Genomic DNA, 13,499 nt, shown 5'->3' with positions numbered 1-13,499 from the left:
ATTATGAATATGCGTTTATTGCTTCTTTGCCTGTTGTTAAGTTCAGGATTAATGGCCCAGCCGCCGTTAAGCAATCCCGGCAGCAACCATGGCAACCGTTTTGAACAACTGGGCTATTTATTACAAAGCCCCAATGAGTACCGTACTGCCAGCGGCGCTCCCGGTCCTAAATACTGGCAGCAGCGTGCAGATTACAACATCACTGCAGAACTGGATGAATCTAAATTGCTTTTAACCGGCAGCGAAACCATTACCTATACCAACAACTCACCTGATGCGTTGAGCTATTTGTGGTTGCAATTAGATGGCAACTACCAGGAAGCAGGTGCTGATGTAATGTTCACCAACCGCAGCCGCATGAGCCCAAGCATGACCAACAGTCAGCTCAAACGTATTGAACCCTGGCGCAACGCTAAAGAACTGGGTCTCGGTGTAAAAATCACGAAAGTGGTAGATGCAGCCGGCAAAGCTTTGCCTTATACCATCAACAAAACCATGATGCGTATTGATTTGCCTGTGGCTTTGAAACCCGGTCAGAAATTTATTTTCAGTATCGACTGGAATTATAAAATTCCGAATCGTGGTGAAGATGGTGGCCGCAGTGGTTATGAAATTGTGGGTGAAGATGAAAATAAAGTATTCTGTATGACTCAGTGGTATCCACGCATGGCCGTGTATAGCGATTTCCAGGGATGGCAGCATTTGCAGTTTACCGGTGGTGCTGAGTTTGCACTCAACTTCGGCAACTTTAATATGAAGCTCACTGTTCCATCTGATTTCATTGTGTCTTCTACCGGAGAATGCCAGAACTACAAGCAGGTATTAACGCCTGCACAACTGGAGCGCTGGAACAAAGTGCAAACTGCAACTGATGTAATGGAAATTGTAACATTGAATGAAGCCATTGCCAACGAAAAAGATAAGAGTACTGATAAAAAAACCTGGAACTACACAGCAGAAAATGTGCGTGATGTGGCCTGGGTAACCAGCCGTAAGTTGATTTGGGATGCCATGCCCACTTTTGTGAACGGCAAAAAAGTAATGGCGATGAGTTATTATCCTAAAGAGGCTTATAACCTATGGAGAAAATACTCTACAAAAGTTACAGCACACACACTCAAAGTATATTCAAAGCATACAACACCTTATCCTTATCCTGTTGCGATAAGTGTAGAAGGTTCACAAGGTATGGAGTACCCGATGCTGGCCATCAACTTCGGACGTTGTGAAAAAGACGGAACCTACAGTGAAGCTACCAAGTACGGAATGATTGGTGTGGTGATTCATGAAGTGGGTCATAACTTCTTCCCTATGATAGTAAACAGTGATGAACGTCAATACTGGTGGATGGATGAAGGTTTAAATACCTTCACTCAATTCTTAACCGAGCAGGAGTTTGATAACAACTATCCCAGCCGTCGTGGACCTGCACATCTCATTACTGATTATATGCGTTTGCCCAAAGATCAACTGGAGCCCATTATGACCATGGGTGATAACGTGGTGAATGTAGGTGCCAATGCGTATGCCAAAGCAGCTACCGGTTTAAACATTCTGCGTGAAACGATCATGGGCAGAGAGCTCTTTGATTTTGCCTTCCGTGAATATGCACGCCGCTGGGCTTTCAAACATCCTACGCCTGCTGATCTGTTCCGTACGATGGAAGATGCCAGTGGTGTGGACTTAGACTGGTTCTGGCGTGGATGGTATTACGGAACTGATCCTGTAGATATTTCATTAGACACTGTAAAATGGTATAAGATGAACAATGCACAAAATGCTGCGTTGTTCCGTGTACAACCGTTTGAACAAATCGGCAAACAACGTAACAAGGATGATAAGAGCATTACGTTTGCTACAGATGCTGATACCAGTCTGCGTGATTTTTATTACTACAACCGTAATGCAGATGCTATTTATGCACAACAGCAACGTGAAAACGGAATAGCAGCCAATGCAGATAAAGAAAATGCAACACAATGGGCCAATAAGAATTTTTATGAATTAACCTTCAACAATCTTGGCGGTATGGTAATGCCTATTATTGTTGAGTTTACATTCAAAGATGGCACGAAGGAAGTTGACCGTATTCCTGCAGGCATCTGGAAGCTGAATGAAAAGCAGGTGACCAAAGTATTTGTTAAGGATAAAGAAGTAGCCAGCATCCGTTTGGATCCGATGCGTGAAACTGCAGATATTAATGAAGAAAATGGTTTGTGGCCGTTGAAAGAAATGCCTTCCCGTTTTGATTTATTCCGTACCGGTGGTGGCGGAGCCCGTGGACAAAGCGGCGGTGGCAACTCTATGCAGCGTGCGCAAAAGCAGTAATAGCACGAATTGATTCAACTAAAAGCACAGGGCATATGCTCTGTGCTTTTTTTATATATCATACGCAGGATTTTTCACTGCTATGAATAATTTCGGGAGGTGACCTATACAATTCAAATAACTTTCAGACGAACTAGATATCCGAACCTGCATTATACTTGAGGGATGTCTCCTTACGTCGACATGACGGGAGTTTTATAGTTTAACATTAATTGATTTATTAAGCATCGGGCTCCTGTATCCTGAAGCTGTCACCAATCATTTGTCATTTAGTACGTCATTTCGAACGAAGCCATTATACGCTTCAAAGAATAATCAGCTTGCGGCGAAGTGAGAAATCTCCTGAAATGGAGATATACTTGAATGAATGACAAATCAGCAATCCAATATTTTTTTCATCATTTTCAATTAACTTGAACCAATGAAATCATACCTCCTGCTTCTTTTTCTTCTTTCCTCTTTTGATCTCTCAGCTTCAAAGGTTGATACCATTGCCGTTTACAGCAACAGCATGAAAAAAGAAATCAAATGCGTCATCATTACACCGGATACTTACAAAAAAAGCAAATCAAATTTCCCGGTGGTGTACCTGCTGCATGGTTACAGCGGCAATTATGCCCAATGGATCAATCATGCACCGCAGTTGAAACAAAAGGCAGATGAACTGCAACTGATTTTTGTTTGCCCGGATGGCGGCTATGGCAGCTGGTACCTGGATAGCCCGGTTGACAGTACTTTCAAATATGAAACCTTCATGATAAAGGAACTGGTGCCTTACATAGATGCGCATTATAAAACAACGGCTCAAAAAAAGTACAGGGCCATCAGCGGTTTAAGTATGGGCGGGCATGGAGCTTTGTACCTGAGCATAAAGAACAAAGAAGTATTTGGTGCTGCCGGTTCTGTTTGCGGAGGTGTAGACATACGGCCCTTCCCCGATAACTGGGATCTGAAAAAACGATTGGGTGATACTGCCTGCTGCCGGCAAAACTGGGAGCAACATACAGTACTGAATATTGCAGACGGATTAAAGAACAAAGAACTAAGGTTGATTATTGATTGCGGTCTGGGTGATTTTTTCCTGGAGGTAAACCGTGCCCTGCATCAAAAGCTATTACGCATGAACATTGACCATGATTATATTGAACGACCCGGCAAACACGATAAGGCTTACTGGAGCAATGCCATTGATTATCAGTTGCTGTTTTTTAAAAAGGGGTTTGAGGATAAATGAAAAAGCGGATTGTACTAACAACGACCTCCCTGCCCGAAGGCAGGTACAAATAGTTGAACAGTGACAAGATGGCTTTTCAAAAACGTTTTTTAAATTTTTCTTATCGGTTGGTGTCCCCACCAACCGAAATTTCAAAAGAAGTATCTTTAATCTATGCACCTGATTCATGGCCGGCAAGGTCAAATGGATACCGAACTATGCTACTTCTATACTGATACCATTCAGGAATTTAAACATTTATTGGCTGACGACTTATTTAAACTAACCTGTATTCAGTCACTGAAATATTTAAAAGATAAAGACTTAATAACAATTTACGGATATGTCATAATGCCGAATCATCTGCATCTGCTCTGGATGATGAAAGGCCTCAACGGCAAAGAAAGTCCCGCAGGCAGTTTTGCTAAATTTACAGCCCACCAGTTTCAAAAGCATTTACGCAGTACCAATCAGGAACTATTGAATCAATATCAATCAGACAAAAAAGACCGTTCCTATCAATTCTGGATAAGGGACCCGTTGGCTATACCGATTACGAGCAAAAAAGCATTTTTTCAAAAGTTAGAATATATCCATAACAACCCTTTACAGGAAAAATGGCAACTGGCGGATGCTCCGGAAAATTACAGATGGAGCAGCGCTTCTTTTTATTTAACAGGAAACGATGAATTTGGCATTTTAACGCACTATGATGATTGATTCATACTTTTATTCTTTCGGTTGGTGGGGACACCAACCGATAAGGCAACCATAAAACCCCTTAAGATGTTCGGACTATTCAAAAAGACAAGTTGGAAAATTGACGGCAGAGCGTTTGACTTTTTTGACAAACTATTCAAACAGTTGCCAAGTGAATTTCATTTCTTATCAGACGGTCTTCACAAAGGGCTTTACAGAAGATTCTCTGTAAATCATGCACTGAAAGGACACCATTACTCAATTAGCTTTGACCCTTCACAATCGGACAAGTCGATGGTAAAGGGAAACCAATTTGAATTACAGAACATATTAGTTATTCAAAATAGCAACAGGTTTTCTCTTAATTTGACCGTTTATGAAGGGCTTTGGGTTGGACTTGAGATTGAGAAAAATATTTTAGACTTCACTGATTTCCATTTTGACTTATCACAGCTTCGCAAAGACAAAAGCAAGTTTGCAGCTGACAGTAAAATTGAAAAACTAGTTAGTGGGCTATCCTCAACAAATTTAGACCTGTACAACCTTAGCGAGTTTGAAGTTGATGGCAAATGCTACTACCAGATAAAGGATTTAGAAGACGGCAACTTTATTGCAATTGACAATAAAGGACAGGTGTTCGGACTAATTCACGACCCTTTTAAAATCGAATTAATAAACAAATCAATTAAACAATTTGTGGACGACGTTAACGATGGAAGTTTTGATTTTGAAAAATACCTTAGTGGACAGAATGGCTAACGCATAACATTGGGTTTTTTCTTATCGGTTTCTTATCGGCTGGTGTCCCCACCAACCGATACGGCAATCTATAAAGTTCTATTCTTTTTTAATATTACTCTAATAACATAAATAATTCTTTCCATCAAAAAAGCCCAAATTACAAAATCAACTAATGAATAGAAAAGCATTAGAGAACCAGATTGTATTGGAATAAAAAATACTAATAACGGATACCTTGCAAATACATCAAAGTTTTTGCCTGAAAAATTTATGATAGAAATTTCAGAAGCTTTATCATCAATTATAATAGCAGCCCAATAACCTAAAAATGTATATAGAACTATAAGAACGAACGAACCTATAAATACTTTACTATTGACGTTTGTAAAACTTTTCATGGCTGTTAAAATAAAAGTTTCTTTCTTTCCTGCCAATCAATAAGAAATAAAAAACAGGGTGGGCAAAGCCCACCCTCCTCTTTTATCTTCAACACTCGTACTGTAACCTTTACTAAAACACTTCAAACGACAACCCATCGCTGCCATTGTAACAGAACGATGAAGTGAGTGACACAACACTGATGCCATGAAACTCCTCTGCACATTTCATGAAATGTATTTCTCTTTTCCTCCTTTTCTCCTTCACCTCTTAGTCCTGCCTTTTAGCCCGCTACCGTCGTCAATAACTCAGTTGCCGGTAACTCCGCATTACGCATGGCAATACTTCGTACTGCATTGGCCGTAACTTCAGCAAAGGCTTTTTTAGTAATGGCATCATCGCTTACCATCACGGGCTTGCCACTGTCGCCACCTTCACGTATGCTTTGTACAATAGGAATCTGGCCCAGGAAATTCAATTCAAACTCTTCTGCCAAACGCTTGCCGCCATCTTTACCAAAAATGTAATACTTGTTATTGGGCAACTCAGCCGGCGTAAAGTAAGCCATGTTTTCCACCAGGCCGATGATGGGCACTTTAATCTGCGTTTGTCCGAACATGGCCACCGCTTTTTTGGCATCAGCCAATGCAATATCCTGCGGCGTGGTTACAACTACAGCTCCTGTAACAGGAACCGTTTGCACCAGTGTTAAATGAATATCGCCGGTGCCGGGCGGCATATCAATCACAAGATAATCCAGTTCGCCCCAGGCTACATCAGTAACAAATTGTTTGATGGCGCTGCTGGCCATGGGCCCACGCCACACAATGGCATCTTTTTCATTAACCAGCAAACCGATGCTCATAAACTGGATACCGTATTTCTCCATCGGCACAATCATTCCTTTGCCGTTTACTTCTTTCATGAGCGGACGCTCGCCCCGCACACCAAACATAATAGGCACGCTGGGTCCGTAAATATCAGCATCCATCAATCCTACTTTTGCACCGCTTTGTGCCAATGCAATGGCGAGGTTAGCGCTCACCGTGCTTTTACCTACACCACCTTTACCACTTACCACTGCAATAATATTTTTTACCTGCGGCAATACCTGTTTGGGATCTTTGCGGTTGCTGCTGGTATTGGATGCAAAATGAATATATACATTGGCTTCTTTGTTCACCATCAGCTTTACGGCATTGGTAGCAGCAGTAGCCATCATCTCCTTCATAGGACAGGCAGGCGTGGTAAGCATGATTGTGAAAGAAACATCGTTTCCTTCAATTTTTAAATCCTGGATCATGTTGAGGGTTACGAGATCTTTTCCGAGATCGGGTTCCTGTACATTACTCAAAGCCTGCAGCACTTGTTCTCTGGTCATTTTTATTAAAATCGTTTTGTTAAAAAAATTGTTGAGGGTGCAAATTTAACCATTGCAGGGGTTGATTTGTTGATGATTCAGATCATTTCCTCTTATTTTTGAAGCCGATGAAGAAAATTCTACTTCTCACATTTATTTGCTGGGGAATTACCATTGCTGCCAAAGCCCAGTTTGAAACGTTTAAAGATTCCGTAGTGCAACTGTACGGCGTGGTAATGACGGCCGACAGCTTGCGGGGCATCCCTTCTGTTACTGTAAAACTCCGTAATCAAAACCGTGGTACGTATACAAATGAACAGGGCGTATTCAGTATTGTGGTGATGAAGGGTGATGTGATTGACTTTACCAGTATCGGTTATAAAGCCAAGGCGGTTACCATTCCGGCTGATTTAAAAGGCAACAGCTTCAGCGTTATTCAACTGATGGTGACCGATACCGTGTACCTGCCTGCCACAATTATTAAGGCGAGGCCCAGCCGTGAGCAGTTTGAACGTGATTTTGTAAATACAGATGTACCGGCAGATAAGATTGAAATTGCCCGCCAGAATACGCTTACAGCACAGAGCCGTATTCTGCAGCAAAGTCTTCCCCGTGATGGAACGGAAGGCTCCAGCCGCACCCTGCGCCAGGCTGCACAAGCTACTTACTACAATGGCCAGTTTCGCCCGCAACCCATTTTTAGTCCGGCTGCCTGGGCTGAATTTATCAATGCATGGAAGCGGGGGGATTTTAAGAAAAAATAGAAAATGGAAAGTGAGAAATTGAAAGTGAGAACCTACTTACGTTTCGATTTTGCCGTTTTGCCGGAAGCGGTTAGAATAGCTGTTATTTCGGTTGCTTCTTTCAATAACGGCTCTAATCTTTTAGGAGGAAAAACCTCAACATCAATCATTAATTCAAGCCAGTAGCAGGTTTCATCTGCCTCCTCCTCTGCAATTGTGAGCTTTGAAATAAAATCTGCCGTGCTTCTTCCTCTTAAAGAAGACCTGTAATTAGCCGCTGTTGAAGTAGCAGAGCGAACAACCTGTTTTACAATAATATCTTCAATCTTACCGGAGGGAATTTCTTTACACATTTTAATAACCCTTACTGAAAAGGCTTTTGTGCGGTCTTTTAATTGCTGGCTCATATTTTTTAGTTTGATGAATTGTTTCGATTTTCGTGTTACGATTGCAGGCTGTGAAAACTATTTTCGATTTTTCACTTCCCACTTTCGATTTCAAACTACTCATAATTTTCAGATCATGAAACAGATCTCCGTTATCGGCGCCGGTACCATGGGTAATGGTATAGCACACGTATTTGCACAGGCAGGCTTCAGTGTAAACTTAGTAGATGTACATTATTCCCAGTTAGAAAAAGCAATAGCTACCATTGGAAAAAATATGGACCGCCAGGTAGCAAAAGGAACGCTTACAGAAGAGCAGAAACAAACGGCGCTGAAAAATATTACCATCAAAACAGATTTGATTGAAGGCATTCAAAATGCAGAACTGGTGGTAGAAGCTGCTACCGAGAATGTGAACCTCAAGCTGGATATTTTTCAGCAGTTAGATAAATATGCACCGCAGGGTTGCATCCTTGCTACCAACACTTCTTCTATTTCTATTACTAAGATTGCTGCAGTTACTAACCGTCCGCAACGGGTAATTGGCATGCACTTTATGAATCCGGTACCGGTAATGAAACTGGTGGAAATTATTAACGGCTATGCTACAATTAAAGAAGTAACAGCAACAATTGTTGAACTGAGCAAACAGTTAGGCAAAATTCCCTGTGTAGTAAATGATTATCCCGGCTTTATTGCCAACCGTATTCTTATGCCCATGATTAATGAAGCCATTTACAGTTTGTATGAAGGCGTAGCCGGTGTGGAAGAAATTGATACGGTGATGAAACTGGGCATGGCGCACCCGATGGGACCTTTGCAGTTAGCTGATTTTATAGGACTGGATGTTTGCCTGGCCATTCTTCGTGTGTTGCAGGATGGATTCGGCAATCCCAAGTATGCACCTTGTCCGTTATTGGTGAATATGGTTACTGCCGGCAAACTGGGTGTAAAGAGCGGTGAAGGGTTTTATGTTTATACTGCAGGAAGTAAAGAGGCGAAAGTGAGTGAAAGGTTTTTGTAATAAATTCATATTTTAGAGCTACACTATTATAAATCACTTATATGTTTTCTGTAAATGATTTTATTGCTAAGTATGAAACATATTCTAACTCTGAGCTTCTGAGTGTTCATCATAATCTTGAAGGTTACAGTGAAGAAGCAAAAGAAGCACTTTCCATTGTTATCGACAGAAAAGGGGGGTTGGAAAAATTACTCTCACAAGAGCAGGATCAACAAAAACTGGCGGCTGAACAAGCACGTATTAAAAAGGAAATAAGAGATCTGTCTGCAAAAGGAGTTCACAAAGAATTTATTGAAAAGAGTACTGACTCATCCATATTGTCAAAAGAAAAAACACAAGAAATTGTAGCTAAGGCATATTCTGAAATAGAATCAGAGAAAGATGACCAAAAAATAAAGGCCAAAACTGTTTATGGCTCACTTATTGGCGGATTGATTTCGACTCTAATTTGCGGTTTGACTTTTGGAGTTATCGCTGTTTATTCCAACAGAATTTATTACATTTTTGTAATTATATTGGTGCTGATCACCTATTACATTATTAAAGCTTTTACGAAACAAACTTATAGAAACATTTTTGTTTTGCTTGCCACAACAGTTTCTGTATTTCTTTCAATAATACTCGCACAGGCTATTTATGAAAATCCAATTTTGCTTGGACTGGAGCATCATTAAATTTTTCAGATAAATTATGATAAAAATTAAACCAAAAGGAAGCAAAGCAGATGAAAAAGCTTTGTATAATGCCATGCTCCTTGGAAAGAAATCAAATACTTTATCAACCAAAGAGCAAACTGCTTTTTTGAAAAAGATATCAAAATGAACCAATATCTCTTCATGCTTCTCATCGGCTGCAAACCGCCGGGCCGTCACACTGAACAACATGATGTATTTTTCGGAATAGCACCTTCAGTAAAAGAATTAATTCCGCAACTCATTTCATTCTGGCCGGAAGCAGAAGGCAAATTGCATATTGATGGATACCGTAAAGTGACCCATGTAAACGGTTATGAAGTAAAAATTGTTCCAGCATCAGAGCCCATTTCTTCTTCCGCCAAACTTTTTTTCATCAACCTCGGCGGCTACAAACAAAATGAGTTTGAAGAATATCATTATAAAATGATTTATGCAGCAGTTGATAAAGCTGAATCTATCAATGCTTCCAAACAAACCGCTTTTTACAAGCATACAGGTTTTGAAGGAGCCAACTCACATATTGATGATAAATACGGAGTGGATGTAGACGATGTATATGAAATTGAAGATATTCTTTCACCTGCTCAAAAAGAAGGCTATAAAATTATTCTGAGCCCTGCTGCTGATACGGCAACAGAAGACGAACTGCACTTAGGTTATTTTAAACTCAGTTCTTTTGTGTACATATTCTTAAAAGCTATAAAGAGTCAGAGGTTTAAGTTTCCTTTCACGTTTGCCTGTAAACAGACGGGTTATTATTGCAGTTATACAAAAAACTGCAAACATGAAATTCCTTTTTACAATTCTTCTCAGTCTTTTTTCACTCATCACATTTGCACAGGTAGATACAGTAGTGATCCGTGTTGACTCTATGTTTGAAAGCAAGTTTCACCGTAAACTGTACGACAACCGCACCAATGTAAAATACCACCTGGATGAATGGGCCAATGTGCGGGAACTGGCGGTGTACATGGCCACCCTGGAAGAACTCAACACCGGTCATAAGATGTATGCCGTGCGGATTGACCAACGTTTGAACCGCAATCTGTTTACCGATGCCCCTGCTACCAACGCTGAGTACATAGATGAAGACGAACTGGAAAAGTTCATCGGCTACCTGCAGCAGGTACGCAACGAAATCATGAAAACCGATCATGGTGCCCAACGCTATACTGAATACAGGTTTTATACAAGAGCAGGTATTATGCTGGAATGCTACACAGGTGTGAACCGCTGGCGATGTGTGATTCATTATGAAATCGGTAAAATGCCGATGGATGCCTACATCAATAACCCCGAACGGCTGCAGGAGTTATTACAGGCTTTGATTGAAATCAATAAAGAAATTAAATACCGTCGCAGCAATGGAAAATAAATTCAGCTATGCACTGTTGCTGGTTTTGATTTGTTCTTTACAGGTAGCCGTTGCACAAAAACCTAAAAAATGGCACCCGGGATTTACAGCAGGCTGGCAATACTCCGGCTTTCAATACAGAAACACTGAAACAATCATTAATAATAACGGTGCCTGGCGTGCCGCTTTTGTATTGGATTATGAAATCACCCGCCGGTTATCATTTCAAACACAAATAGGTGCACAACGGATCAATGCCAGTTCCATTCTTGGTTTAAACAATCATACCCTCACCTACCCTGAATTATGGATGGGTTTTACAGAGTATTTACCCGCAGGTGGAGGGGCCGCTTTCATTAACTTAAGTCTGAATGCAGGCTATGGATTTTCATCCGGTAGTACAGATGTGTTTCAGGATAAAGATTATAATCCTTTTAAAATGGGATGGGGAACAACACTGGGTTATTTATTCCGGAACGGCATTTTTATTAATACAGGTTTTCAAAGTGCCTTTACCAATTATTACGATAATAGAATTGGCACCAAAGCTTTTGACTTTTCAATACATGCACTCAGTATCGGTTATATGGCAGGTAACAAACAAAGAAACAAAGCAAGAAGAGGAAGGTATTAATCAGTACATAAATCAATCTCTTCCGTAGATTTTGTACTCATGATGATTTTATTCACCAGCTTTTTAGCATTGAAATAAACAATCAAGGTTCCGTATTGCATCTGGTAGGCTTCCCAGTTGGCATCCTTTAACTTGGGATTGCCAAACCATGCAAACAAATCATCCCTTTTGGCCCCCAGTAGCGGAATGTTCAGTTTGCCTTTAAATTTTTCGCCCAGCACTACATAATCACGCTGTATGTAAAATTTAAAATCCTTATCGTCATAATAAATACCGCCACCACATTTACTTTCATTTCCTTCTTTTTCAAAAGAATTAAAGCAGGGCAGTTTTACTTTTATCTGTTCCGGGTCTGCATTAGGTTTTGCTTCATTGATCCAGCCTTTGTACACATCAACTGCAATAAGGTTACAATCCTGTTTGGTTTTTAATTGTGCGGATGCAGTTGCCAGCAACATTAAGCAGGCAATAAAGGAAGTTATAAGGCGAAACATAACGGTAAATTTTAAACAATTGCAACTTCAAAATTAGTACCAGATTCAACAGGTTCAGGAATTCTTTATCTTTCGCTCCATGTTTTTTATTCTGTCTAAAGTATTATATGTATTTCTCTCGCCGTTTAACTGGCTGTTATTGCTGTTTCTGTATTGGTTGTTTACGAAACACAAAGAACGCAAACGGAAAGCCGGCATCCTGCTTCTCTGTCTTTTCCTGGTCTTTTCCAATCCCTATCTTATCTATCGCATAACATTGGCATGGCAATACCCTAAAAAAGAACTGAAGCGTGATGAGCAATATAACACAGGTATTCTGTTAGCCGGGTTTGTAAGTTTTGAAACACAAAAGAAACAAGGTTATTACGGCGCCGCTGCTGATCGTTTTATCCAGGCTGTGCGGTTGTACAAGTTGGGTCATATAAAAAAGATACTTATCACGGGTGGCAGCGGCAGCATCCGTTTTCAAGAACATAAAGAAGCAGATTTTGTAGTAGATCAGCTTAAAGAGTTTGGTATTCCTGAACAGGATATCCTTAGTGAAAACCAAAGCAGGAATACGTATGAAAATGCTGTTTATTCAAAAAAGCTGCTCGACTCATTGCAAACACCTCCGCCCTACCTGCTTATAACATCTGCCCTGCATATGCGCCGCTCTGTGGAAGTTTTTAAAAAAGCCGGAATACCTGTAACAGCTTACCCCTGTAATTTCCATGCATTGCAAAATCCAAAAAGCTTTAATGAAGCTTGTCTTCCTTCTTTTCATGCCTTTAATGGATGGGAACAGTTTTTAAAAGAAGTAGTGGGCTTGTGGGTCTATCGTTTTACCGGGAAAGCTTAAGCAAGTTTCTGCAACTGCACATCATGCAAATCTTTAAACCGGTACAACACTTCTTCCAGCCGGTTTTTGGGAATACCTGTTTTAATACTGCAAAACAACTGCAGCTCCTGTTCCTGTATGGTACAGTTGCATTGTTTTAAGATCATCATTACCTCATTCATACGTGTATAATCAAACTCAGCACGGTAATACACTTCAATTTGCTTTTGTACGGACGGTATGGTTTGTAAAACAAGTGCCGCACTGGTTTTATAGGCATTGATGAGGCCAGGCACACCCAGCAGCGTTCCGCCAAAATAACGAACCACAACCACAGCTGCATTCACTAATTGTTTGGAATCAATTTGTCCTAAAATGGGACGACCCGCAGAACCGGAAGGCTCTCCATCATCACTTACACGAAACAACAAACCATCCGTACCGATGCGATAAGCAAAGCAATGATGATTGGCCTTGGGATGCAATTCCTTTAATTTCTGCAGTTCGTTTTTAAACTGCTCTGCAGATGCTGCGGGGAATGCATAGGCGAGAAATTTACTGCCACGGTCTTTAAACTCTGCTACAGCCGATTGCTCAATGGTTGTATAAAAATCCTGTTCACTCATATGA

17 protein-coding genes are annotated in these 13,499 nt (G+C 40.7%); 12 read left to right on the top strand and 5 right to left on the bottom strand.

All coding sequences use genetic code 11. The features are described from left to right. Positions 1-9: 9 nt before the first annotated feature. The 4 genes from PDL71_RS08780 to PDL71_RS08765 all read left to right on the top strand — a co-directional run bounded on the left by PDL71_RS08780 (position 10) and on the right by PDL71_RS08765 (position 4,999). On the top strand, positions 10-2,328 hold the full coding sequence (locus PDL71_RS08780; protein WP_407528192.1) for a M1 family metallopeptidase: 2,319 nt from the start codon (positions 10-12) through the stop codon (positions 2,326-2,328). A 421-nt stretch (positions 2,329-2,749) separates the two neighbouring features. Further along, positions 2,750-3,562, top strand: coding sequence for an alpha/beta hydrolase (locus PDL71_RS08775; RefSeq protein ID WP_407528189.1), 813 nt, complete (start codon positions 2,750-2,752; stop codon positions 3,560-3,562). 153 nt (positions 3,563-3,715) lie between these two features. Beyond that, entirely contained in the window at positions 3,716-4,261 is a 546-nt protein-coding gene (locus PDL71_RS08770) for a transposase (RefSeq protein ID WP_407528186.1), read from the top strand. 66 nt (positions 4,262-4,327) lie between these two features. Next, on the top strand, positions 4,328-4,999 hold the full coding sequence (locus PDL71_RS08765; RefSeq protein WP_407528183.1) for a hypothetical protein: 672 nt from the start codon (positions 4,328-4,330) through the stop codon (positions 4,997-4,999). Between the two features lie 68 nt (positions 5,000-5,067). On the opposite strand, the gene PDL71_RS08760 is transcribed toward PDL71_RS08765, so the two are convergent. Beyond that, on the bottom strand, positions 5,068-5,415 hold the full coding sequence (locus PDL71_RS08760; RefSeq protein WP_407528181.1) for a hypothetical protein: 348 nt from the start codon (positions 5,413-5,415) through the stop codon (positions 5,068-5,070). A 227-nt stretch (positions 5,416-5,642) separates the two neighbouring features. Further along, the gene (locus tag PDL71_RS08755) at positions 5,643-6,740 is read right to left on the bottom strand and encodes an Mrp/NBP35 family ATP-binding protein (RefSeq protein WP_407528178.1); all 1,098 of its coding nucleotides are present in this window, start codon (positions 6,738-6,740) and stop codon (positions 5,643-5,645) included. A 107-nt stretch (positions 6,741-6,847) separates the two neighbouring features. Here PDL71_RS08755 and PDL71_RS08750 point away from each other — a divergent pair, with 107 nt between their 5' ends. Then, the gene (locus tag PDL71_RS08750; RefSeq protein ID WP_407528176.1) at positions 6,848-7,483 is read left to right on the top strand and encodes a carboxypeptidase-like regulatory domain-containing protein; all 636 of its coding nucleotides are present in this window, start codon (positions 6,848-6,850) and stop codon (positions 7,481-7,483) included. A 32-nt stretch (positions 7,484-7,515) separates the two neighbouring features. Here the strand turns inward: PDL71_RS08750 and PDL71_RS08745 are convergent, their stop codons facing one another. Then, a complete protein-coding gene (locus tag PDL71_RS08745; protein WP_407528173.1) occupies positions 7,516-7,869 on the bottom strand; it encodes a four helix bundle protein in 354 nt (117 codons plus the stop codon). A gap of 115 nt (positions 7,870-7,984) precedes the next feature. On the opposite strand from PDL71_RS08745, the gene PDL71_RS08740 reads away from it, so the two are divergent. Genes PDL71_RS08740 through PDL71_RS08715 form a run of 6 tightly spaced genes read left to right on the top strand, consistent with a single transcriptional unit; the run spans position 7,985 to position 11,555 of the window. Beyond that, positions 7,985-8,872 carry a 3-hydroxyacyl-CoA dehydrogenase family protein gene (locus tag PDL71_RS08740; RefSeq protein WP_407528170.1) on the top strand — a complete coding sequence of 296 codons (888 nt, stop codon included), beginning with the start codon at positions 7,985-7,987 and terminating at the stop codon, positions 8,870-8,872. Between the two features lie 41 nt (positions 8,873-8,913). Next, entirely contained in the window at positions 8,914-9,546 is a 633-nt protein-coding gene (locus tag PDL71_RS08735) for a hypothetical protein (protein WP_407528167.1), read from the top strand. Positions 9,547-9,562: 16 nt separating this feature from the next. Further along, positions 9,563-9,694 carry a hypothetical protein gene (locus PDL71_RS08730; protein ID WP_407528164.1) on the top strand — a complete coding sequence of 44 codons (132 nt, stop codon included), beginning with the start codon at positions 9,563-9,565 and terminating at the stop codon, positions 9,692-9,694. After that, on the top strand, positions 9,691-10,434 hold the full coding sequence (locus PDL71_RS08725) for a DUF1543 domain-containing protein (RefSeq protein ID WP_407528162.1): 744 nt from the start codon (positions 9,691-9,693) through the stop codon (positions 10,432-10,434). Before PDL71_RS08730 ends, PDL71_RS08725 begins: the two co-directional genes overlap by 4 nt. Continuing rightward, positions 10,352-10,942 (top strand): hypothetical protein, encoded by a 591-nt coding sequence (locus tag PDL71_RS08720; RefSeq protein ID WP_407528160.1) that lies wholly within the window; start codon positions 10,352-10,354, stop codon positions 10,940-10,942. The genes PDL71_RS08725 and PDL71_RS08720 overlap by 83 nt, the downstream gene beginning before the upstream one ends. Then, positions 10,932-11,555 carry a hypothetical protein gene (locus tag PDL71_RS08715; RefSeq protein ID WP_407528157.1) on the top strand — a complete coding sequence of 208 codons (624 nt, stop codon included), beginning with the start codon at positions 10,932-10,934 and terminating at the stop codon, positions 11,553-11,555. Before PDL71_RS08720 ends, PDL71_RS08715 begins: the two co-directional genes overlap by 11 nt. On the opposite strand, the gene PDL71_RS08710 is transcribed toward PDL71_RS08715, so the two are convergent. Further along, a complete protein-coding gene (locus PDL71_RS08710; RefSeq protein WP_407528154.1) occupies positions 11,552-12,049 on the bottom strand; it encodes a hypothetical protein in 498 nt (165 codons plus the stop codon). The two genes, PDL71_RS08715 and PDL71_RS08710, sit on opposite strands and share 4 nt — an antisense overlap. 79 nt (positions 12,050-12,128) lie before the next feature. On the opposite strand from PDL71_RS08710, the gene PDL71_RS08705 reads away from it, so the two are divergent. Continuing rightward, positions 12,129-12,890 carry a YdcF family protein gene (locus tag PDL71_RS08705; RefSeq protein ID WP_407528151.1) on the top strand — a complete coding sequence of 254 codons (762 nt, stop codon included), beginning with the start codon at positions 12,129-12,131 and terminating at the stop codon, positions 12,888-12,890. Here PDL71_RS08705 and PDL71_RS08700 read toward each other — a convergent pair. After that, a complete protein-coding gene (locus PDL71_RS08700; RefSeq protein WP_407528148.1) occupies positions 12,887-13,495 on the bottom strand; it encodes an IMPACT family protein in 609 nt (202 codons plus the stop codon). The two genes, PDL71_RS08705 and PDL71_RS08700, sit on opposite strands and share 4 nt — an antisense overlap. Positions 13,496-13,499: the final 4 nt, after the last annotated feature.

Source organism: Lacibacter sp. MH-610, from assembly GCF_045780045.1.
Classification (GTDB): Bacteria; Bacteroidota; Bacteroidia; order Chitinophagales; family Chitinophagaceae; genus Lacibacter.
This window is presented reverse-complemented; position numbering and strand designations above follow the sequence as displayed.

Excerpts from the sequence above, each read along its gene's own strand:
- PDL71_RS08770 (WP_407528186.1), top strand. The coding sequence starts at position 3,716 with ATGCACCTGATTCATGGCCGGCAAGGTCAAATGGATACCGAACTATGC.
- PDL71_RS08700 (WP_407528148.1), bottom strand. The coding sequence starts at position 13,495 with ATGAGTGAACAGGATTTTTATACAACCATTGAGCAATCGGCTGTAGCA.
- PDL71_RS08730 (WP_407528164.1), top strand. The coding sequence starts at position 9,563 with ATGATAAAAATTAAACCAAAAGGAAGCAAAGCAGATGAAAAAGCTTTG.
- PDL71_RS08775 (WP_407528189.1), top strand. The coding sequence starts at position 2,750 with ATGAAATCATACCTCCTGCTTCTTTTTCTTCTTTCCTCTTTTGATCTC.
- PDL71_RS08780 (WP_407528192.1), top strand. The coding sequence starts at position 10 with ATGCGTTTATTGCTTCTTTGCCTGTTGTTAAGTTCAGGATTAATGGCC.
- PDL71_RS08715 (WP_407528157.1), top strand. The coding sequence starts at position 10,932 with ATGGAAAATAAATTCAGCTATGCACTGTTGCTGGTTTTGATTTGTTCT.
- PDL71_RS08740 (WP_407528170.1), top strand. The coding sequence starts at position 7,985 with ATGAAACAGATCTCCGTTATCGGCGCCGGTACCATGGGTAATGGTATA.
- PDL71_RS08750 (WP_407528176.1), top strand. The coding sequence starts at position 6,848 with ATGAAGAAAATTCTACTTCTCACATTTATTTGCTGGGGAATTACCATT.
- PDL71_RS08725 (WP_407528162.1), top strand. The coding sequence starts at position 9,691 with ATGAACCAATATCTCTTCATGCTTCTCATCGGCTGCAAACCGCCGGGC.
- PDL71_RS08745 (WP_407528173.1), bottom strand. The coding sequence starts at position 7,869 with ATGAGCCAGCAATTAAAAGACCGCACAAAAGCCTTTTCAGTAAGGGTT.
- PDL71_RS08710 (WP_407528154.1), bottom strand. The coding sequence starts at position 12,049 with ATGTTTCGCCTTATAACTTCCTTTATTGCCTGCTTAATGTTGCTGGCA.
- PDL71_RS08765 (WP_407528183.1), top strand. The coding sequence starts at position 4,328 with ATGTTCGGACTATTCAAAAAGACAAGTTGGAAAATTGACGGCAGAGCG.
- PDL71_RS08735 (WP_407528167.1), top strand. The coding sequence starts at position 8,914 with ATGTTTTCTGTAAATGATTTTATTGCTAAGTATGAAACATATTCTAAC.
- PDL71_RS08705 (WP_407528151.1), top strand. The coding sequence starts at position 12,129 with ATGTTTTTTATTCTGTCTAAAGTATTATATGTATTTCTCTCGCCGTTT.
- PDL71_RS08720 (WP_407528160.1), top strand. The coding sequence starts at position 10,352 with ATGAAATTCCTTTTTACAATTCTTCTCAGTCTTTTTTCACTCATCACA.
- PDL71_RS08755 (WP_407528178.1), bottom strand. The coding sequence starts at position 6,740 with ATGACCAGAGAACAAGTGCTGCAGGCTTTGAGTAATGTACAGGAACCC.